The sequence below is a fragment of the Nocardia sp. NPDC019323 genome (assembly GCF_044389845.1).
GTDB classification, from domain to species: domain Bacteria; phylum Actinomycetota; class Actinomycetes; order Mycobacteriales; family Mycobacteriaceae; genus Nocardia; species Nocardia implantans.
Map to the genome: position 1 here is coordinate 187887 of NZ_JBIRYN010000007.1, position 20691 is coordinate 208577.

The following is a 20691-nucleotide window of genomic DNA, read 5'->3' on the forward strand; positions in this document are numbered from 1 at the left end:
CGCTGTGCGCAGGTTCCGCGCGGCCGAGCCGGGAGAAATCCGGTGGCCGGTGTCGTCGCGGCGATCCTGGGTAAGTCGCTCACGAACCTCGTCGCCGAGCCAAGGAGCGGATATGCGCGTCGTCGTGGTCGGTGCCACCGGAAACGTCGGAACGAGCGTGCTGGAGACACTGTCGGCAGAAGCGGGAGTCGGTTCGATCGTGGGGATCGCCCGACGCGTGCCGGGCAAACCTCGCGCGGGCGTGGAGTGGGTGCGCGCGGATGTGCGCACCGACGACCTGGAAGCCCACTTCCACGGAGCCGACGTGGTCGTGCACCTGGCCTGGTTGTTCCAGCCCACCCATCAGCCCATGGTCACCTGGCGCGCGAACGTCGGCGGCACCGAACGCGTGCTGCGCGCGGTCGCCGCGGCCCAGGTACCCGCGTTGGTCTACGCCTCCTCGGTCGGGGCCTACTCCCCGTGCCAGAGCGACGAGCCGGTGCCGGAGAGCTGGCCGACCGATGGCTGGCCGCCTGCCGCGTACATGCGGGAGAAGGCCTACGTCGAACGGCTGCTGGACCGGTTCGAGGCCGAGAATCCGGATCGCCGCGTGGTTCGCATGCGCCCGGCGTTCATCTTCCGCAGGCACACCGCCAGCCAGCAGCGTCGTCTGTTCGCCGGACCGCTGCTGCCGAATCGCCTGATCCGGCCCGGCCTCCCGCCGATTCTGCCGATTCCCCGTGGTCTGCGCTTCCAGGCGGTGCACAGCGCCGACGTCGGCCGCGCCTATGCCCTCGCCATCGCGACCGACGCCCGCGGACCGTTCAACCTGGCCGCCGAACCGGTGATCGATCGCTCCCGGCTGGCCGAGGTCTTCGACGCCAGGGTGGTGTCCGTGCCGCCCTCGCTGGCGCGCGCCGCGCTCGCGATGGGCTGGCACGCTCGCACGCTGCCCGCGACGCCGGACCTGCTGGACGGGGTGCTGCATCTGCCGATCATGGACACCGGCCGCGCACGGGCCGAGCTGGGCTGGACGCCGCGGTTCACCGCCGTCGACGCTCTGCGCCACCTGCTCTCCGGGTTGCGCGCGGGCGCGGGCGATGACACCCCGCCGCTGGCCGCGGACGCGGGCGGACCCTGGCGCTGGAAGGAGTTCGCCTCCGGAGTCGGTGGCCGAGAAGTCGGCGTCGGCTGACCTCTCGGCCGGGCGCGGCGCGACCGATCGCCACGAATCCGACGATCCGCGCACGGGCCGACCGAAGGGACCGTCCACCGTCATGAACGGCCCCTTCGGATTCGGATGACTCGTATCCCGAGCCCGGACTGCGGCTGTGTCAGACGTAGGTGAAGAAGACGCCGGTGGCGATACCACCCGGTCCGGTGACGGTGACCGGTACCGGACCCAGCCCCACCGGGGTGATCGCGGTGATCTGCGTATCGGAATTCACCGTGAACGACACCGCCGGAAGGAAACCGAAGAACACACCGGTGGCGCCGGTGAACCCGCTGCCGGAAATCGTGACCGCGGTGCCGCCCGTCACCGGACCCGTATTCGGTGTGATCGATACCAGCGTGGGAACGGACACATACGTGAACGGCACGCCCGGACTCGTCCCGGCCGAATTGGTGACGGTGACCGGAACGGTGCCCGTTCCCGGCGGGGCGATGGCGATTATCAGCGTGCTGGAAATCGCGACGAAGAACGTGGCCGGTGTGGCGCCGAAGTTGACGGAAGTAACTCCGGTGAATCCGGTACCGACGATCGAAACCAGTGTTCCACCGCTCGCGGGCCCGAAATTCGGAATGACCGATGCCACCGCGGGAACAGGAACGACATAGGTGTAGGGAACGCCATTACTGGTTCCGTCCGCGTTGGCGACGGTGACCTGTACCGTCCCGGTTCCGGGCGGAGCGATCGCGGTGATCTGCGTAGTGGAATCCAGTGTGAAAGTCGTTGCCGTGCCGCCGAATCGCACGGTGGTCGGCTGCGCCGTGAATCCGGTTCCGGTGATGACCACGCTATTTCCTCCCGAAGCCGGGCCGGTGGTCGGAGATACAGAAGTTACAGTAGGCATGACTCTGCCCCCTTTTCAGCGTTGATTCCTGTACCGGGGGGTGCTCGACCTTCAGGAAGCCCGGCTGTAACCATTAACGCTCCGGAAACGTTGCCCGGCAATATATATCGCGATCCGTTTTGGTCTGTTCTGGTCCGATTTCGTCCGTTTCCGTACGGCTCGACCGGCGAATGAATCCGGGAAGCACTAGTGGCGCACCCCGGCCAGCATCTGTTCGATGCGGGCGCGCACCGACCGGCCCGCCGCGCGCAGCGGTTCCGTCGAACGCAGTGTGCGGCTGAGGACGAACGCACCCTCGAGGCTGGTGAGAACGGCGAGGATGAGTTCGCGGGCGTCCGTGGCGGACAGGCCGCGACGGACGAAGTAGTCGGTGCCGTCGCCGATCCAGGAGGCGATGACTTCGGCGGCGACCTCGCGCAGCGCGGGTTCGCTGTCGGCGACCTCACCAGCGACGGTGCCGACCGGGCACATGTTGATCCAGCCGGTCTGCTCGATCTGTTCGGCGGCCGCGGCGAAGGCCGCTGGTATCGCTTCGCGCAGGTCGTCGTCGGCGTCGAGCAGCAGCGGGAGCAACTGGATGTACGCGGCGCCGGACGTGCGCAGCGCCGCGGCGGCGACCTGCGGTTTGCCCTCGGGAAAGTGGTGATAGAGCGAGCCCATCGGGGCCCGAGCGGCGACGGTGAGCTGCTTGACGCTGGTGCCCGCGTAGCCCTGCGTCCGCATCAGCTCGGCCATCGCGGTGACGAGGCGTTCCCGGGTGCTGGTTGACATCTTCTCGGTCACCCTCCCAGACTAGAGCAAATACTCTAGAGCGATCGCTCGAACGGAGGCGGACATGCCTGAGATCGAACTGCCCGCGGGCCGGGTGCACTATGTCGAGCGCGGCGAGGGGCCCCCGGTGGTCCTGCTGCACGGCCTGCTGATGAACCACACGGTCTGGGACGAGGTGCTCGACGCCTTGCCCGACGGATTCCGGTACGTGCTGCCGGACCTGCCGCTCGGCGCCCATCCCCTGCCACTGCGTCCCGGCGTCGACCTGAGCTTGCGCGGTTTGAATCACCTGATCGCCGACTTCCTCGCCGCGCTGGATCTGCACGAGGTCACGCTCGTGCACAGCGATTGGGGCGGTGCGCTGTTCCTCACCGCCTACGGGTTGGACGAACGCGTCGGCAGGCTCATCGTGCTGCCGTGCGAGGCGTTCGACAACTTCCCGCCCGGCCTGCCCGGCAAGATGGCCACCGTCGCCGCCTATCTGCCGGGCGGCATCTCACTCGCCCTGCGGCAGTTGCGCATTCGGTGGCTGCGCCGATCGCCATTGCTGTTCGGCTGGATGGCGCGGCGACCGTTGCCCGACGCGCTGGTGCGCGGCTGGACCGAGCCGGGGCTGCGCGACGCCAGAATCCGCCGGGACCTGCTCGCCTACACCAGGTCCGGGTTCCCCCGGGAGGAATTGATCGCCAACACCGAAGCACTGCGCAACTTCCGGGGAGACGCGCTGATCCTGTGGTCGTCGGCGGGCAAGGTGATGCCGCGCGAGCACGGCCGTCGGCTCGCGGACCTCATTCCCGCGGCGCGGCTGGTCGAGATCGACGACGCGTACGTGCTGTCCATGCTCGATCAGCCCGCCGCGGTGGCCGAGGCGATGTCGGCGTTCCTGCTCGACACCACCGCGTCTGGGCGCGACAGGCCTGCGCCGCGCTAGCGCCGCACGAATGCCGACGTGCCACCAGCGCATGAGGTCTCCCCCGGGCAGGCAGCGCGGCGGCTTGCCTTGACGCCGACGAGAAGGTTTAGCGTGGCGGTAGCGGAGGCGAAGGAGGACGGATGCGCATCGGCGAACTGGCGCAGCGGGCGGGCACCAGCACGCGCGCCCTGCGTTATTACGAGGAGCACGGGTTGGTGCGGCCGCGCCGCGCCGCCAACGGGTACCGCTCCTACGACGACGGGGAGGTGCTGATCGTGGCGCAGATTCGCGAACTGCTCGGTGCGGGCTTCGATCTCGACGACATCCGCCCGTTCGTCGCCTGCCTGCGGGCGGGCAACGGCTCCGGGGACGTCTGCCCCGATTCGGTGTCCACGTTGCGGCGCAAGCTGGCCGAGGTCGATTCCTACCTGACGCGGCTGGAGCACGTACGGACCCATCTGCGCGCGCGGCTCGCGGCGGCCTGCGAGTTCGACCGGATCGAGGAGCCGAGGTGAAGTTCGCGGTCAGCTACAGCACCCCCTTCTTCGGCGTCGACCCGGACCGGTTGATCGGCTACGCCCAGCATGCCGAGCGCTGCGGATTCGAAGCGATCTACCTGCCCGAGCACATCGCGTTGTACCCGGGGGCGACGGTCGGGCCGATGGAGATCACGCCGACGGTGCCGTTCGCCGATCCGCTCGACGCGCTCGGTTTCGTGGCCGCCGCCACCGAGCGGATCCTGCTCGGCACGGCGGTGCTGCTGCTGCCCTATCACCATCCGGTGGTGCTGGCCAAGCGCCTGGCGACGATCGACGTGCTGTCCGAGGGCCGCATGCGCCTGCTCACGGTCGGGCTCGGCACCCTCCCCGGTGAGGCGCGAGCCGTCGGCGTCGATTTCGCCTCCCGCGGCCGTCGCGCCGACGAGGCCATCGACGTGCTGCGGCTGCTGTGGTCCGGTGACGCGGAGGGGGTGAGCTTCGACGGCGAGTTCTTCCGGTTCGAGAACCTGTGCAGCTACCCGAAACCCGTGGGCGGCGAGCCGTTGCCGATCCATGTCGGCGGATCGAGCCGCGCCGCGGCGCGGCGCGCGGGATCCCGCGGCGACGGTTACTTCCCGGGCGGGATGCTCGCGCCGGCCGAACGCGCTGCCCAGCTGGAGACAGCCCGCGCCGCGACGAGCGCGGCGGGCCGCGATTCCGGCGCGTTCGAATACACGCGGTGGGGATCGATCGACATGCCGGTGGAGCGGGTCCAGGGACTGGCCGATCAGGGTGTCACGCGCATCGTGGTGAGCGCGAGCACGGGTGACCCGCAGCGCGCCCGCGACGAGTTGTCCGCCTTCGCCGCGCGATTCGATCTTGCGAACGCACTGAAGTAGCGTTCACGCCGAGGGGGCGGCCCCTAACCTACTCAGACGGTATGTCCCGCAACCAGATCCGCGACCGAGTGATAGTGCATTGTTTCCGCGGCGGGCCGCAACACCGCCGCGTCCTCGGGCTCCAGCAGCATTCCGACGTGATCGCCGAGGTCGTACCGGTCGCGGATGCGAGCGACGAACCAGCTGGGCACCGTGCTGAGCACCGGGATGCCGCCGGGGCCCGCGTGCCAGTCGCAATGCACGAACTTGTCGATGTCGTCGCCGGTCTCACCGCCGAAAAGCCGCGCGAGGGACAGTTGTTCGCTGCCCAGCAAATGCACCGCGAGCCGGTCGGCGTGCTGCGCGACCCGGTAGGTGTAGTTCTTCTTGGACAGGCCGACCAGGAACCGGCGCGGCTCGATGCTGACCTGTGTGGCGAAGCCGACGAGACAACCGGCGCGCCGGCCGGCCGCCTGCACGGTGACCAGCAGCACGGGATAGTCCGCCGCCGCGACCACCGCGTCGAACACTGCGGTCCGGTCTTCGGTAGCCATCGGTCCTCCCAGCGTGATACGACGTCTTCCCCGGATGCCCGCGCGATCGTCGCGCAAACATGCCGGGACGAGCAGCGCTCACCCTACAACCGTGGCGGCAAGGCGTCTGAGACGCTGATGCCGGCAAGGGTGGGGCGCCCGAGCGACGGCCGGTAGATCGGCTCTTTCCGATCTACGTTGCCGTGGATGATAGTCCACCACAACGACTTCCGCGCCGACACCGAAAACGCATGGTGGCGGTCGCCACATTGCGAGCGCATCCGGCACGATCGAGGCATCGCGCGGATCCGCGCCTCCGGCCGCGACCGGAGGCGCGGATCGGGCCGCTAGTCCGCCAGGTACACCGGCAGCCTGGCGTGCCCGTTGGAGATGAAGCTGGACACGGTGCCCAGTTCGGCGGGATCGGCCGCCAAGCGCAGGTTCGGGAACCGCTGGAAGAGGGCGGGCAGTGCGACTTCGGCCTCCAGCCGGGCCAGCGGCGCACCCAGGCAGTGGTGCGCTCCGTAGCCGAAGGCCAGATGTTCCTTGCTCGCTCGCCGCACGTCGAACTCGCTCGCGGTGGGACCGTGCAGATTCGGATCGCGGTTGGCCCCGGCGTAGGAGGCGAGAATCGGTTCACCCTTGGTGATGCGCAGACCGGCGATCTCGATGTCGTCGGCGGCGAAGCGCAGCGGCAGGTGCGCCACCGGCGACTCGTACCGCAGCGCCTCCTCGATCAGATCGGTCCAGGCCGCACGGCCCTCGGAAATCTCGGCACGCTGGTCGGGGTGGGTCAGCAGCGCGAAGACGGCCTGATCGATCAGGTTCACCGTGGTCTCGTGCCCGGCGCTGATCACGAGCAGCAGCGTATCGATCAGCTCCTGCTCGGTCAGCTGCGAGCCGTCCTCTTCGTCCCGGTGCGAGATCAGCAGGCTGGTCATGTCGTCGCCGGGCGTCTCCCGCCGGTACGCGACGAGCTCGCCCAGGATCCGGTACATCTCCATATAGTTCGCCTGGGACTCCTCGGGTCCGAGCGACGTGTCGAAGATGCCGTCGACGCAGGTGCGCAGACCCGCGTTGAGGGCTTCGGGAACGCCCATCAGCGCGCTGATGACCTGGATCGGCAGCGGGTAGGCGAAACCTTCCCTGAGATCTACCGCCTCGCCCGCCGGTGTCGCCGCGAGCGCGTCGAGCAGGTCCGCGGTGATCTGTTCGACCAGCGGTCGCATCGCCTGGGTGCGGCGGTGCGTGAAGGCGGGCGCGACGAGTTTGCGCAGCCTGCGGTGATCGGCGCCGTAGGCGGTGAACATGTTGTTCACGGCGACCCACGGCAGCAGCGGCCAGTCCTGCGGTATGTCGCCGTTGATCAACGCGGGCCAGTGCTGCTTGGCGTCCTTCGACACCCTGGGATCGGCCAGCAACCGCTTGAGCACGTCGGCGTCGGTGACCGACCACGCACGCACGCCGCCAGGCAATTCGACGAGCGTCACCGGCCCGCGCGCGCGAATGCGGGCGGACTCGCCCTGGATGTCGGCGCCCGTCGGGTCTAGGACCAGGGGCTGTGTGGTCATCGGGGACTCCTTAGAAGACGGTCAGCGGAGGGGATTCGGGGAAGACGACCGGCAGCGACACCAGCGCACGGTGGAACGGCCCTGGCCGCCAGCTCAATTGATCGGGTTGCACGGCCAACCGCATCTCGGGCAGCGCGTCGAGAATCTGATCGATCGCGTCCTGCACCACCAGGTACGCGGCCGACCGGGCGGGGCAGGCGTGCGGGCCGACGCTCCAGGCCAGATGGGCACGGCTGTCGGTGCGCTGCCCGACGCCGATCGCCGGATCGTTGTTGCATCCGGCCATGCTGATCAATACCGGCTGGTGCGCGGGTAGCCAGACGTCATCGATGAGGATGGGCTGGCGCGGAAAGCTGACGCAGTAGTTGGCCATCGGCGGATCGTTGAACAGCACCTCGTCGAGGGCGTCGCGGGTGGAAAGGCTCCCGCCGAGGAAATCCCCCGCGAAACGTTCGTCGGTGAGCATCAGCAGCACCGTGTTGACGATCAGGTTCTGCATCGGTTCGATGCCCGCGCCGTAGAGGGTGATGAGCTGATGGATCATCTCGACGTCGTCCAGCCCGGCTTCGTGCCGCAGCAGCCGGGAGGTGATGTCGTCGCCGGATTCCTTGCGCTTGAGCTGCACCAGTTCGAACAGCGCGTCGCTGAGCATCGCGTTGCCCTTGTCCGCGTTGACGCCTTCGAAGATGGCGGCCATACCGGTCGCGACCTGCTGGCCGATGTCGGGCGGGCAGCCGATCATGGCGTTGAGCACAGCGAAGCTGAGCGGAAACGCGTACTGGCTGATCAGATCCGCCGCGCCGTCCTCGCAGAAGGCGTTGATCAGCGGGACGGCGATCTGCTCGACCGTTCCGTGCAGCGCGTGCAGATCGACCCCGGCGATGCTGGCGACATTCGCCTGCCGGTAGCGCAGATGCTCGAGGCCCGAACTGCGCAGCGCGTTCTTCCGCCACTCCAGCATCGGCAGGACCGGGCACTCGCCCGGGATGTCCTTCTGCCAGATCCGCGGATCGGCCGGGAAATGATCGGGATCGTTCAGGATGCGCAGCGCGGTGTGGTAGCCGATCACCAAGGTGGCGGGCACGCCGGGCGACAGCTCGACCGGGACGAGGGAACCGTACCTGCGGCGCATTTCACGGTATGCCCCGTGCGGATCTTGGGCGTATTCCTGCGAATACAGCGGGTAGCGGGGGCCGCTGGTGTCGATCGGCGAGCCGTGCGCGACGGGGCACCCGTTCGCGGAAGTGGACGGCGGGAAGTGTGGCGTGGTCAAAAGACGAAACTCCAGAGGAACGAACATGCGACGAACGCGATCGACCGGGCGCTGGCGCGCCGCGACGGCGTAGGCCGGCGTGATGCGTGGGATCGGTGACAGGCCGGCGCACACCCTCATCAGCTGTGTGCACGACGACCTCTGAGCGGCAACCTCCTTCCGGATCGGAACGCGGCGATGTCGGCTCGCCGGAGCAGAGCGCGGCTACCTCGCCGCGCTGCCCTCCGGCTGCGACGCATAGCCCGGCAGGGGCGGGGATGCCGGGAAGAGCACCGGCAGTGCGGTCAGCGACCGATGGAACGGACCGGGCCGCCAGCTCAGCTCCTCGGCGGGGACGGCCAGCCGCAGCTCGGGCAACGCGTCGAGCAGCTGATCGATGGCGTCCTGGGCGATCAGATAGGCCACCGACCGAGCCGGACAGGTGTGCGGCCCGACGCTCCAGGCCAGATGAGCGCGGTTGTCGGTGTAGGCGCCGGTGTTGATGGCCGGATCGTTGTTGCATCCGGCCATGCTGATCACCACCGGCTGGTGGGCGGGCAGCCAGACGCCGTCGACGAGCATCGGCTGCCGCGGGAAGGTGACGCAGTAGTTCGACAGCGGCGGGTCGGTGAACAGCACCTCGTCCAGCGCGTCCCGCGTCGACAGGCTGCCGCCGAGGATGCCGCCGGCGAACCGCTGGTCGGTGAGCATCAGCCGCAGCGTGTTGACGATCAGGTTCTGCTGCGGCTCGATGCCCGCGCCGTAGAGCATCAGCACCTGCTGGACCATCTCCTCGTCGTCGAAGTCGACGGGGTGGCGCACGATCCGGGAGACGATGTCGTCGCCGGGATGAGATCGCTTGAGTGCCACCAGGTCGGACATCGCGTCGTTGAACATCGCGTTGCCCTGCTCGGCGTCAACGCCTTCGAACATCGCCGCCAGTCCCATCGCGGCCCGCTGCCCGATGTCCGGCGGGCAGCCGAGCATCGCGTTGATCACGGCGAACGCCAGCGGGAAGGCGTACTGCGCGATCAGGTCCGCCGAGCCGTCCCCGCAGAAGGAGTTGATCAGCGGAACGGCGATCTGCTCCACGGTGTTGTGCAGCGCGAACTGGTCGATCTCCTCGATGCCCGCGACCGTGGCCTGCCGGTACCTGGCATGCTCTTGGCCGGAGTTGCGGATCGCGGCCGGACGCCACTCGAGCAGCGGCAGGACCGGGCAGTCGCTGGGCACGGTCTGCTGCCAGGTCCGCGAATCGGAGGGGAAATGATCGGGATCGTTCAGGATGCGCAACGCGGTGTGATAACCGATCACCAGCGTCGCGGGCACGCCCGGTGACAGTTCCACCGGCACCAGCGAACCGTACCGCGCGCGTGCTTCTCGATAGACATGGTGTGGGTCCGCCGCGAAATCGTCCGTGTAGAGCGCTATCCGCGGGCCATCGGCGCCGACCGGGGACCCGTGCGGGATCGGGCAGCCGCCGAGGGAGGACGATGTCGAGGACTGTGGGTGGGTCAAAACGTGACTCCAAAGTCGGAACGTTCGACGAGCAGGGTTGCCGGACGACACGCGGCCCCGGGTCTCGGGAACCGAATCCGCCGTGCGAGCGTAGCGAATTCCAGTGATTGATCGAATTCCACTGCGGCAGAGCATATCTCGTACTTCGCAGCGACGCGATGGGGCAGGTTCCGCGTGCGCCCCCGCGCGGTGGAAACACCTGTACCCGCGTATCCGCGAGGGATACGCGGGCGGTCCAACCCGGCACGGCAGCGGCGAGCACCCATGCCGGGATGTGCTCGAGATGTCCTCGCGGCCTGCTACTCCGTGGCCTCCAGGAACACCGGCAGCTCGGAATGGCCGTTGGAGATGAAGCTGAGCACGGTGCCCAGCTCCGACGGATCGACCGCGAGGCGCATGTCCGGGAAGCGCCGGAAGATGGCGGGCAGAGCGATCTCGGCTTCCAGCCGGGCCAGTGGCGCGCCCAGGCAGTGATGCGCCCCGTAACCGAAGGCCAGGTGATCCTTGACCGTCCGGCGCGGATCGAACTCGTCGGCGTTCGTACCGTGCACCTTCGGATCCCGGTTGGCCGCCACATAGGAGGCCAGGATGGCTTCGCCCTTGGGGATGCGGACGTCGGCGATGTCGATGTCCTCCACCGCGTAGCGCAGCGGCAGGTGCGCGACCGGCGCCTCGAAACGCAGCGATTCCTCCACCACGTCCGACCAGGGGATCCGGCCGGAGACCACGTCGGCACGCTGATCCTGGCGGGTGAGCAGCGCGAAGATGGCCTGATCGAGCAGGTTCACCGTGGTCTCGTGCCCGGCGTTGATGACCAGCATCAGGGTGTCGACGAGTTCCTTCTCGGTCAGCTGCGAGCCGTCCTCCTCGTCGCGGCTGGCGATCAGCACGCTGGTGATGTCGTCGCCGGGGGTCTCCCGCCGGTAGGCCACGAGCTCGCTGATGAGCCGGTACATCTCCAGGTAGTTGGCCTGGGCCTGCTCCGGCCCGAACGACGTGTCGAAGAACCCGTCGACGCATTTCCGCACGCCGGGGCCGAGATGCTCGGGCACGCCCATCAACTCGGTGATGACCTGGATCGGCACCGGATAGGCATAGCCCTCACGCAGATCGACGGCGGTACCGCGCGGGGTCGCCGCCAGCCCGTCGAGCAACTCGGCGGTGATCGCTTCGATGCGCGGTCGAAGCGCCACCGTGCGACGGTGCGTGAACGCGGGGGCGACCAGCTTGCGCAGCCGCCGATGCTCGGCGCCGTAGGCGGTGAACATATTGTCGACCGCCACCCACGGGAGCAGCGGCCATTCCTCGGTGATCTCGCCGTTCATGAACGCGGCCCAGTGCTGCCTGGGATCTTTCGACACGCGCGGGTCGGCCAGAAGGCTCTTGAGCACGACGGCATCGGTGATCGACCACGCCGGCACCCCGCCGGGCAGTTCCACCAGGGCCACCGGCCCACGCTCGCGCAGCCGCGCCGCCTCGCCTTGGATATCGGAACCGGTCAGATCCAAGACTATCGGCTCTTGCGACATCGGACGCTTCTCCTTACACCATGTTCAACGGAGGGGACTCGGGGAAGACGACCGGCAGGGCCGCCAACGCCCGGTGGAAGGGGCCGGGCCGCCAGACCACGTCGTCCGCGGGCACGGCCAGCTGCATTTCCGGTAGCGCATCGAGGAGTTGGTCGATGGCTTCTTGGACGACCACGGACGCGACGGACTTCGCGGGGCAGGCGTGCGGTCCGACCGCCCACGCCAGATGCGAGCGGTTGCCGGTGCGGTCACCGCCGCGGATCGCCGGATCGTTGTTGCACGCGGCCAGGCTGACCAGCACCGGCTGGTGCGCGGGCAACCAGACGTTGTCGATCAGGATGGGCTGGCGCGGGTAGGTGATGCAGAAGTTCGCCATCGGCGGGTCGTTGAACAACACCTCGTCCAGCGCGTCCCGCGTCGAGAGGGCGCCGCCGAGCATGTCGCCGCCGAAACGGTCGTCGGTGAGCATCAGCAGCAGGGTGTTGGTGATCAGGTTCTGCTGCGGCTCGATGCCGGCGCCGTAGAGGCTGATCAGGTTGTACAGCAGTTCTTCGTCGTTGAGACCGGACGAGTGATGGACCAACCGGGAGGTCACATCGTCGCCCGGCTCCGCGCGGCGCTGCTGGATCAGCTCCATCAACGCCTCGGAGAGCATCTGCATGCCCTTGGCCGCCTCGACGGTGTCGAACAGCATCGCCATGCCGGTGGCCACCCGCTGTCCCAGTTCCGCTGAACAGCCGACGATCCGGTTGAGCACCTCGAACACGAGCGGGAACGCGTATTGCGTGACCAGATCGGCGGATCCGGTGGTGCAGAAGCTGTTGATCAGCGGAATGGCGATGCGCTCCACCATCGAGTGCACCTCGTGCAGGTCGATGGCGTCGATGCTCGCGACGTACGCACTCCGGTAGCGGGCGTGCGCCGCGCCGCTGTTGCGCAGCGCGTTCGGGTACCACTCCATCATCGGACGGATGGGCGAGTCCTCGGGGATGTTCTTCTGCCAGACGCGCGGATCGGCGGGGAAGTGCTCGGGATCGTTGAGGATCCGCACGGCTTCCTGATAGCCGATCACCAGAGTGGCGGGCACCCCCGGCGAGAGTTCGATCGGGACCAACGAACCATGGCGCCTGCGCATTTCCCGGTAGATCCCGTGGGGGTCGGCCGCGAATCCGTCGGTGTAGAGCGGGATTCTGGGACCGTCGGTGTCGATCGGCGATCCGTGTGCGACCGGGCAGGCGCCGCTGGATAGGTGCGCGAGGTTGTTCGAGGACTGTGGCGTGGTCAAATGCGCGACTCCAAACGGTGGAACAAGAATTCGACAAGCGTGATCAGCGAACGCAGGCAGGTGCCGCGGTCCCTGGCGTCCAGCGACGTCAGGGGGGTGCCGGGTTCCAGGTCGAGGGCATCGCGCACTTCGTCGAGCGGATAGTGCCTCGCGCCTTCGAATTGGTTGACGGCCACCGAATACGGCACGCCGCGTTCCTCCAGCACCGAGAGCACCTCGTCGGACTTCTCGATGCGGCGGGTGTCCACCAGCACCAGCGCGCCGAGCGCACCGCGGGCAAGTTCCTCCCACAGGGGGACGAACCGCTGCTGGCCCGGAGTGCCGAACAGGTAGAGCGCCAGTTTGGGACTGAGGGTGATGCGGCCGAAGTCCATCGCGACCGTGGTCTGCGACTTGCCGGGCAGCCCCGCCATGTCGTCGACGCCGACGCTGGCTTCGGTGATGGTCTCCTCGGTGCGCAGCGGTTTGATCTCCGAGACGCTGCTCACGAACGTGGTTTTGCCGACACCGAAGTTGCCGGCCACCAGCAGTTTCACCGAGCGGGTCACGGTCTCCGGCACGTAATCGACGGCGCGATCAGACGGCGAGAGCACGGAGCCCATTGAGTACCTCCTCCAGCAGAGCGATCTCCGGCAGGGACTCGGCCGGGGTGGGTGTGACCAGGTGTCCGCCGTCCATGAGATCGGACGCGACGATCTTCACGACGGACGGCGGAAGGTCGAGGTACGCCGCGATCTCCGCGATCGACAGCGCACCCCGACGGCTGCACAGGGCCATGACCCGGCGCGCATCGGGCGACGCGCCGGGGAGTGGATCTTTGGCGGTCAGGACCAAAGTGACCAGGTCCAGCTCGCGAGTGGGGCGCGTACGCCCTCCGGTGCGCACATAAGCCCGGACCAGGTCCGGATCGCGCCGCGGCTTGCTCATGACGGCACCTCGCTCTCGCTCGGCTCCGTGCTGCCCAGCGGCGCAGTACCTCTGACTCGCTCGCTGCGCTCGATCATGGCATTTCGCTGCCGTCTACGCGCCTGCGCGGCTGACTGCCGAGCTCGCGTCCGACCCGGCCCGCCAGCTCGTTCATCCGGTGGGCGACGAGGCCCACGTCGATGTCGTTGGTGGTGGCGACGCCGAGCAGCGCGCCCTCGCCCGCGGCGGTGATGAGGATCATCCCCTGGTCGTACTCGGTCATGTTCTGTCGCACGCCGTTGGTGGCGTCACCGCAGAATTCGCCGAGCGCCTTACCGAGCGAACGCAGGCCGGAGGCCGCGGCGGCGAAGCGTTCCGCCTCGTCGCGGGCGATCCCCGTGGAGTGCGCGATCCGCAGGCCGTCGTCGGACAGCAACACCGAGAACCGCACACCCGTGATGCTGAGATCTTCGAGTAGCCAGCCCAGTTTGTTGCTGCTGTCGGTCACGGGTGTGGCCATCAGGATGTCATCCCTTCCGTGTCATCAGATGCGGCGGCACGGCCGCTCTTGGAGCCGGTATGCCAAGCTGCGGCGACCTCTGGGCGCGCGAGGCCGGGTTCGGTGCGCGGCCCGACCGGGGCGAGCGCGACCGTTCTGCGTCGCCGCTTGGGTAGCCCGCCGCTGGTGATCTCGCTCACCGACAGCGACGGCTCGTTCTCGCCGGGCTGTTCGCTCGGCGCGTCCTGCGCGGGAACCGTGACCGGCTCCGGTTTTGCCTCGGTCACGGGCGCGACCTCCTGGACGTTCTGCGGGGCGACCAGCAGCGACTCCGGGATGTAGACCATCGCGCGCATGCCGCCGTAGACGTTCGGGCCGTCGATGTAGACGGTGAAACCGTAGCGGCGAGCCAGCGCGGCGATGCCCGGGAAGCCGACCTTCGGCGACGGGCCGAGCTGGTGGATGTCGACGGGCCGCTCGTGCGCGAGCACCTGGCGGGCCTCCTCCATCTGCTCGGCGTTCATCCGCACGCCCGCGTCATCGATGATGACGGTGACGCCGTGGTGGCCCTCCTGGAAGTTGACGTCCACATAGGAAGTCGGCGGCGAATACCGCAACGCGTTGTCCAGCAAGGTCGCCAGCGTGTGCACGAGCGGTTCCACCGCGCGGCTGATCACGACACGGTCGAGCTGGTTGGGCCGCACCCGCAGGTACTCCCTGACGCGGCCGATGGCTCCGCCGACCACGTCGGTCAGCGTCTGCGCGGGCCAGCGGCGGCCGGGCAGACCACCACAGACGATCACGTAGGACTGCGCCTGACGGATCATCTGCTGCACGGTGTGGTCGATGCGGGTGAGGGTTTCGTACACCGCGTCGTCGCGGTGCTCGCGCAGCGCGGCGCTCACCACCTGGCTGACGTCGGCGCCGAGACTGACCACGGAGGTGCCGAAGGAGCGGACCGCGGCGCTGGTCGCCTGGCGCGACGCGGCGGCGACCTCGTTGCGCGCGGCCTCCTCCGCCGCCTTGATCGCCTGCTGCGCCTCGTTGTTGGTCAGGTCCCTGGTCTCCGAGCGCATCAGGCTCAGGTCGTCGGCGTACCGCTCGGAGATCCACCGTAGGATCTGCGCGAGCCGCGAATTCTCCATGCCTGCCTGCACTTCGACCGGAGGCACCTGCGACTCGAACCGGCGGATCGAATCGGCCACCGCGGGTAACGTGGTGGCGGCGAACCGCTCGAGCGTGTCCTCGGTCGCGCGCTGTTCCCTGGCCAGAGCCTCGACCTTGGCCCGTTGAGCCCTGGCATACTGCACTGCGTACAACGCCCCCGCTACGGCGATCACCAAAGCGGCGGCGAGGATCCATGAAAGCACCACGGCGATATCTTGATTCATCAGTTCTTTCGTCGTTGACTGGTCTCGAGGAATCGGCCCACTGCCATCCTGCTTCGCTCGCCTTCCCTCGCCTGCCGACCATGAACGGACCGGTCGGTGGAGTCCGCGTCGGAGTACCGGAACCCGCGACGGCACCGGCGCTCACCGAGAGCGCCTACCGCACAGTGCCCGCAGGACAGGCGATTACACGTCAATCGCCGACCGCCCGGATCGTATCCGAACGGTAACCAGAACCCGACCATTCGCACATTAGCAGCATTCCAACGAAGTCTCTGCCGATCCCATCGACACTTTCCGGATTCCCGGAACTGGGACGATAGGTGCCGCGGATCGCGACATAGCCGGGCAATAATGTTGGGCTGTCGTGCAACCCGCGCACCATTCGTCCTGCGTACGGGCCCGCGCGCCGGACGGGCACCGGGGAGGCCGTGGCTGCGCGAAGACAGGGACACCGACCGCATCCGCGGCCGAACAGCGTGAATGCGCGTTCGCTGACGCATCAACAAATGCATTGGCGGCTGTTCGAATTCGGGTTCGCAAAGTTGCGTCCACCTCGGCGCCCGGGCGACCGCCGGGCTCGGCCGCCCTCGCGACGAACCGGGCCACCGGGGCCGGATACCATGCGCCCATGGCAAAGCTGAAGGTCTCGGTCGACGTTCCGATCTCGCCCGAGCAGGCCTGGACGCACACCTCCAACCTCGCCGAACTCGACAAATGGCTGACCATGCACGAAGCGTGGCGCGGCGAGGTTCCCGCCGAACTGACCGTCGGCACTCAACTGGTCGGCATCGCCTCGGTGAAGGGCCTGCGCAACCGGGTCACCTGGACCGTGCGCGCCGCCGAGCCGCCGCGCCGCCTGCAACTGACCGGCGCGGGCAAGGGCGGAACCAAACTGGGATTGCAGCTGCTCGTCGCCCCGAAGGGCTCCGGTTCGGAGGTCACCGTTGACATCGAGCTCGGCGGCGCACCGCTGTTCGGGCCGATCGGATCCGGTGTGGCCCGCGCCGTCAAGGGCGATATCGAACGTTCCCTGGACCGCTTCATCGCCCTGTACGGCTGACCTCGTCACCCACCGAAGACGTCGAAGATCGCTTCGGCACGGTCGCGGGCGCGGTACATGCCCCACGCGGTCTCGGCCAAGTCGTCCGGATCGAGAGTGTGGCCTTCCGTGCTGCCGAAGCGCGCCGGGTCGGCGGAGACCATCGCGTGGATGTCCCCGCGCTCGACGAGGCCGCCGATGGTGAGCGTGCCCGCGTAGAGCCCGCGTTCGGCCAGCGCCGCGTTGAGAGTGAGCGCGTAATTCCGCAGCGCGGCGGCCGCGAGGGCGAGGTGGCCGAGCATGGGCATGGCACGAACGCTGGAAAGCCCGCCCGCGAAGAACAACGCTCCCTTCCCACGATCGAGCATGCCCGGCAGCACGTCGCTCACCACGTCGACCGCGGGCCACACCCACTCGAACGCCGATCGCGCCGTTACCGCGTCGATGTCGGTGATCGGCACGGGCTGCTGCGTCGGTCCCGGTCCGTAATAGACCATTCCGATCGGCCCCGCCCCGTGGATGTCGCCGAGTACCGCGCCGAGCCGCGACCGGTCGGTGACGTCCGCGACGTGGGCGGTGGCGTCGATCCCGCGCTCGGCCAAGTCCGCGACGTACGCGGCGTGCCGTGCGTCGCTGCGCGAGATCAGCGCGACGCGGAAACCTTCCCGTCCGAAGCGCCGGGCCATCGACATCCCGAGGCCGGGCCCGACACCGACGATCACCGCTGTTCCCTGATCCACCATGGATTCTCCTTACTTGAGGCCCCCCTCGATTTATCACCGTAGCACGAAAATCGAGGCAGCCCTCAGGTTCGGTAGGATGATCGCGTGACCAAACCGCTGCGCCGGGACGCCGCTCGCAATCGCGACAATCTGCTGCGGGCAGCGGCCGAGGTGTTCACCGAACAGGGCCTCGACGGCTCGCTGGAGGAGATCGCGCGGCGCGCAGGCGTCAGCATCGGGACGCTGTACAACCATTTCCCCACCCGCGACACCCTGATCGATGCCCTTCTGCCGCCCCGGCTGGCCGCGGTGGACGAGATCGCCGCCCGCGCGGCGGCCGAACCCGACGCGTGGACGGCGTTCACCGGATTCGTGGAAGACCTGCTCGGCAGGCTCACCGCCGATCGCGGGCTGCTCGAGGCGTTCACCGGGGATCATCCAGCGGCGGCTCAGCTGGCGCAGGCCTGTCAGCGCGGGATGTCGCACCTGTCGGCGGTGCTCGCGCGCGTCCGGGAGGCCGGCGCATTGCGTGCCGACGCGACCGACGAGGATGTCGTCAACTTGGTGTGGGCGCTGTCGCTGCTCGGCGAGACCACCGGCTCGCCGTCGTGGCGGCGCGGCCTGGAGATTGTCTTCGACGGGCTTCGCAGCGATCGCTGAACTACATTCCGCTCGGCGACTCGGCCATGCCCGCCTACGCGAAGCGAAGGCATCCGCACGCGAGCAACAAGCACGACGCACGGCACCGAGGACCGCTTCGGTCCCGCCGCAAGAAAATAGGGGCCGCGGCGATACGCCCGGCCCCTGTCGCGGTACCGGCCCCGGGATCGGCAGGCGACCCCGGGGCCGGTACCCCTAGGCGTGCACCACCGTCGCCGGGTCGGCCGCCTGCGGGTTCTTCGGCTTCGTGCGCGGCAGGAACGACGCCGGGATCAAGGTGAGCACGATCAGCACCAGCGCGACCACGTAGGTGTGGCTGAAGGCTTCCGCGGCCTGCTGCAAACCGGTTTCGACGGCTCCGGGCGGAAGCTGGCCCGCCAGATTCGGATCGAAGTTCGCCGCGATCGCCGGGCGGGCCAGCGGCTGGTTGTTCAGCAGGTTGGTCAGCACCACCGACATCGTCGCCGTGCCGATGGAGCCAGCGGTCTGGTTGACGATGTTCATCAGCGTCGACCCGCGCGCCACCTGCTGGTGGGTCAGGGTCTGGATCGCCGCGGTCATGATCGGCATCATGGTGCAGCCCATGCCGAGGCCCATCACGAACAGGGCGCCGATCATGGGGAGATACGAGCTGTCCGCGTCGAGTTGGACGAAGTAGGCCGTCCCGATCGAGATCAGCGTGATGCCGATCATGACGATCTTGCCAGGGCCGATCTTGTCCACGAAGCGGCCCGCGATCGGCATGCTGAGCATCGCGCCGATGCCCTGCGGCGCGATCAGCAGACCGGCTTGCAGCGCCGACTCACCGCGCACCTGTTGCAGATAGGTCGGCAGCAGCAGACCCGCTCCGAAGAACGCCACGGCGAACAACACCATCGTGAGCACCGCGAAGGTGAGCGCGCGGTTGCGGAACAGGTGCAGATCGATCAGCGGGTGCTCGGTGCGCAGCGCGTGGAACACGAACGCGGCCATCAGCAGTGCGCCGATGGCGGCCGGGATCAGCACCCGCGCCGCGAGTACCGTGCCCTGCTCCGGGATGGAGGAGACGCCGAACAGGAACAGCGCCAGGCCGGGCGAGGCCAGCAGCATGCCGATGAAGTCGAACGACTCCGACGGCTCCGGTTTGTCGCCGGGCAGCACGATGAACGCCAGCGTCAGGGCGATCACGCCGATCGGCAGGTTGATCAGGAAGATCCAGTGCCAGCTGAAGTTCTCGATCAGCCAGCCACCCAGGATCGGTCCGCCGATCGGGCCGAGCAGCATCGGCACGCCGAGCACCGCCATCACCCGGCCGACCCGCTGCGGACCGGCCGCGTGGGTCATGATCGTCATGCCCAGCGGCATCAGCATGCCGCCGCCGAGGCCCTGGATCACGCGGAAGGCGATCAGCGACTCGATGTTCCACGCCGTGCTGCACAGCAGGGAGCCGAGTACGAAGAAGGTCAGCGCCATGATGTACAGCCGCTTGGTGCCGAAGCGGTCGGCCGCCCATCCGGTCAGCGGGATCACGGTGGCCAGCGCCAGCGTGTACCCGGTCATCGTCCACGCCGCGATGGCATAGCTCGTGTCGAACTCGCGCTGGAAGGTCGGTATCGCGACGCTGACGACGGTGATGTCGAGAATCGACATGATCGCGCCGAGCACCACGACGCCCGCGACCTTGAAAACGGCCGCGTCGAGTTTGTCGGTCGCCGGGTCGGGCCCAGCCGCCTGGGTATCCGGAGGTTGTGTCACCGCTTAAGCGTGGCACCTTCGCGGCCGCAATACCAGTGATTACGGGTTCCCGATGCCGGAAATTCCGCCAGCGCGGACAACGCGGCCCGCGTCGCGGCCTCGCTCGCGGGCAGCAAGGGCAACCGTACCGCAGGGCTCGGAATACGGCCCTGCGCCGCGAGCACCGCTTTGATCACCACGGGATTGGGTTCGGCGAACAGCGCGGCCGACAATACCGCCAGCCGGTGCCCGAGCGACCGCGCCGCGTCGACCGGACCGCAGCGCCACGCCTCGACCATCGCCGCGAACGAGGAGGTGCCCACCGCGGCCGATGCCGCGATCGCGCCGGACGCGCCGAGGGCCAGCAGCGGCGCGGCGAACAGGTCGTCACCGGCCAGCACGGCGAAGTCGGCGGGCCGGGCGGCCATCAGCGCGACCGTGGCGTCGTCGACGGCGCCGACGGCATGCTTCAGGCCGATGACGCCGGGCAGATCGGCCAGCGCCAAGAGGGCGTCGGCGCTCAGGGGAAGCCCGGTCCGGTAGGGGATGTGGTAGACGATCAGCGGCACCGGAGAGGCGGCCGCGAGGGCGCGGAAATGCGCGAGCACGCCCGCCTCGGAGGGGCGCGTGTAATACGGGACCACGGTCAGCGCCGCGGTGCTGCCCGGATCGAGACCGGCGAGGGCCGCCACGGAAGCGGCCGTCGCGTTCGATCCGGCGCCGACGATCAGCGGCGCGTCGCGTTCGCGGCACACACGCGCGCAGACGGCGATCACCTCCGCACGCTCGGCGGCGGTCAGGGTGGCCGGTTCCCCGGTGGTACCGAGCGCGACGATGCCGGTCGCGCCGTCGTCGAGCACCTCGTGCGCGAGCCGCTCGAGCGCGTCGGCGGCGAGTGCGCCGTCGGCCGTGAACGGGCTGACCAGGGGAACGAAGAGACCTGCGAGCGTCATGACGATCAGCCTGGGCGCTGGAAAC

21 protein-coding genes are annotated in these 20691 nt (G+C 68.5%); 6 read left to right on the top strand and 15 right to left on the bottom strand.

The features are described from left to right. The first annotated feature begins 112 nt into the window (after positions 1-112). The gene (locus tag ACH49X_RS24985) at positions 113-1174 is read left to right on the top strand and encodes an NAD-dependent epimerase/dehydratase family protein (RefSeq protein ID WP_195081623.1); all 1062 of its coding nucleotides are present in this window, start codon (positions 113-115) and stop codon (positions 1172-1174) included. A 139-nt stretch (positions 1175-1313) separates the two neighbouring features. Here the strand turns inward: ACH49X_RS24985 and ACH49X_RS24990 are convergent, their stop codons facing one another. Both ACH49X_RS24990 and ACH49X_RS24995 read right to left on the bottom strand, forming a co-directional pair. Beyond that, a complete protein-coding gene (locus tag ACH49X_RS24990) occupies positions 1314-2054 on the bottom strand; it encodes an IPT/TIG domain-containing protein (protein WP_195081622.1) in 741 nt (246 codons plus the stop codon). Between the two features lie 186 nt (positions 2055-2240). Continuing rightward, positions 2241-2825 carry a TetR/AcrR family transcriptional regulator gene (locus ACH49X_RS24995; RefSeq protein ID WP_323124311.1) on the bottom strand — a complete coding sequence of 195 codons (585 nt, stop codon included), beginning with the start codon at positions 2823-2825 and terminating at the stop codon, positions 2241-2243. Between the two features lie 64 nt (positions 2826-2889). Here ACH49X_RS24995 and ACH49X_RS25000 point away from each other — a divergent pair, with 64 nt between their 5' ends. The 3 genes from ACH49X_RS25000 to ACH49X_RS25010 all read left to right on the top strand — a co-directional run bounded on the left by ACH49X_RS25000 (position 2890) and on the right by ACH49X_RS25010 (position 5116). Beyond that, entirely contained in the window at positions 2890-3756 is an 867-nt protein-coding gene (locus ACH49X_RS25000) for an alpha/beta fold hydrolase (protein ID WP_195081621.1), read from the top strand. A gap of 122 nt (positions 3757-3878) precedes the next feature. Further along, positions 3879-4253: a MerR family transcriptional regulator gene (locus ACH49X_RS25005; protein ID WP_357206373.1), complete on the top strand. Its 375-nt coding sequence runs from the start codon at positions 3879-3881 to the stop codon at positions 4251-4253. Beyond that, positions 4250-5116 carry a TIGR03619 family F420-dependent LLM class oxidoreductase gene (locus ACH49X_RS25010; protein WP_357206375.1) on the top strand — a complete coding sequence of 289 codons (867 nt, stop codon included), beginning with the start codon at positions 4250-4252 and terminating at the stop codon, positions 5114-5116. Before ACH49X_RS25005 ends, ACH49X_RS25010 begins: the two co-directional genes overlap by 4 nt. 32 nt (positions 5117-5148) lie before the next feature. Here ACH49X_RS25010 and ACH49X_RS25015 read toward each other — a convergent pair whose 3' ends face one another. From ACH49X_RS25015 to ACH49X_RS25060, 10 genes are all read right to left on the bottom strand, one after another. Continuing rightward, positions 5149-5649: a flavin reductase family protein gene (locus ACH49X_RS25015; protein ID WP_195081618.1), complete on the bottom strand. Its 501-nt coding sequence runs from the start codon at positions 5647-5649 to the stop codon at positions 5149-5151. Between the two features lie 326 nt (positions 5650-5975). Continuing rightward, positions 5976-7199 carry a cytochrome P450 gene (locus ACH49X_RS25020; protein WP_195081617.1) on the bottom strand — a complete coding sequence of 408 codons (1224 nt, stop codon included), beginning with the start codon at positions 7197-7199 and terminating at the stop codon, positions 5976-5978. Between the two features lie 10 nt (positions 7200-7209). Further along, on the bottom strand, positions 7210-8499 hold the full coding sequence (locus tag ACH49X_RS25025) for a cytochrome P450 (RefSeq protein ID WP_324722438.1): 1290 nt from the start codon (positions 8497-8499) through the stop codon (positions 7210-7212). 177 nt (positions 8500-8676) lie between these two features. Continuing rightward, entirely contained in the window at positions 8677-9969 is a 1293-nt protein-coding gene (locus tag ACH49X_RS25030; RefSeq protein ID WP_397070985.1) for a cytochrome P450, read from the bottom strand. Positions 9970-10268: 299 nt separating this feature from the next. Further along, on the bottom strand, positions 10269-11498 hold the full coding sequence (locus tag ACH49X_RS25035) for a cytochrome P450 (protein WP_195081615.1): 1230 nt from the start codon (positions 11496-11498) through the stop codon (positions 10269-10271). A gap of 13 nt (positions 11499-11511) precedes the next feature. Then, positions 11512-12783: a cytochrome P450 gene (locus ACH49X_RS25040; protein ID WP_195081614.1), complete on the bottom strand. Its 1272-nt coding sequence runs from the start codon at positions 12781-12783 to the stop codon at positions 11512-11514. Continuing rightward, the gene (locus tag ACH49X_RS25045; protein ID WP_195081613.1) at positions 12780-13385 is read right to left on the bottom strand and encodes an ATP/GTP-binding protein; all 606 of its coding nucleotides are present in this window, start codon (positions 13383-13385) and stop codon (positions 12780-12782) included. The genes ACH49X_RS25040 and ACH49X_RS25045 overlap by 4 nt, the downstream gene beginning before the upstream one ends. Further along, positions 13360-13710 carry a DUF742 domain-containing protein gene (locus ACH49X_RS25050; RefSeq protein WP_039805398.1) on the bottom strand — a complete coding sequence of 117 codons (351 nt, stop codon included), beginning with the start codon at positions 13708-13710 and terminating at the stop codon, positions 13360-13362. The genes ACH49X_RS25045 and ACH49X_RS25050 overlap by 26 nt, the downstream gene beginning before the upstream one ends. 73 nt (positions 13711-13783) lie before the next feature. Further along, positions 13784-14209: a roadblock/LC7 domain-containing protein gene (locus tag ACH49X_RS25055; RefSeq protein ID WP_039805396.1), complete on the bottom strand. Its 426-nt coding sequence runs from the start codon at positions 14207-14209 to the stop codon at positions 13784-13786. Continuing rightward, positions 14209-15561, bottom strand: coding sequence for a sensor histidine kinase (locus ACH49X_RS25060; protein ID WP_323124310.1), 1353 nt, complete (start codon positions 15559-15561; stop codon positions 14209-14211). Before ACH49X_RS25060 ends, ACH49X_RS25055 begins: the two co-directional genes overlap by 1 nt. A 646-nt stretch (positions 15562-16207) precedes the next feature. Between ACH49X_RS25060 and ACH49X_RS25065 the strand changes: the two genes are divergently transcribed. Next, positions 16208-16639 carry an SRPBCC family protein gene (locus ACH49X_RS25065; RefSeq protein WP_195081611.1) on the top strand — a complete coding sequence of 144 codons (432 nt, stop codon included), beginning with the start codon at positions 16208-16210 and terminating at the stop codon, positions 16637-16639. A 5-nt stretch (positions 16640-16644) separates the two neighbouring features. On the opposite strand, the gene ACH49X_RS25070 is transcribed toward ACH49X_RS25065, so the two are convergent. Further along, entirely contained in the window at positions 16645-17361 is a 717-nt protein-coding gene (locus ACH49X_RS25070; RefSeq protein WP_357206377.1) for an SDR family NAD(P)-dependent oxidoreductase, read from the bottom strand. Between the two features lie 84 nt (positions 17362-17445). On the opposite strand from ACH49X_RS25070, the gene ACH49X_RS25075 reads away from it, so the two are divergent. After that, positions 17446-18000, top strand: a complete 555-nt coding sequence (locus ACH49X_RS25075) for a TetR/AcrR family transcriptional regulator (RefSeq protein WP_195081609.1) — start codon at positions 17446-17448, stop codon at positions 17998-18000. 195 nt (positions 18001-18195) lie between these two features. On the opposite strand, the gene ACH49X_RS25080 is transcribed toward ACH49X_RS25075, so the two are convergent. Both ACH49X_RS25080 and dapA read right to left on the bottom strand, forming a co-directional pair. Beyond that, the gene (locus ACH49X_RS25080) at positions 18196-19734 is read right to left on the bottom strand and encodes a DHA2 family efflux MFS transporter permease subunit (RefSeq protein WP_195081608.1); all 1539 of its coding nucleotides are present in this window, start codon (positions 19732-19734) and stop codon (positions 18196-18198) included. After that, on the bottom strand, positions 19731-20666 hold the full coding sequence (gene dapA / locus ACH49X_RS25085) for a 4-hydroxy-tetrahydrodipicolinate synthase (protein ID WP_195081607.1): 936 nt from the start codon (positions 20664-20666) through the stop codon (positions 19731-19733). The genes ACH49X_RS25080 and dapA overlap by 4 nt, the downstream gene beginning before the upstream one ends. Between the last annotated feature and the right edge of the window lie 25 nt (positions 20667-20691).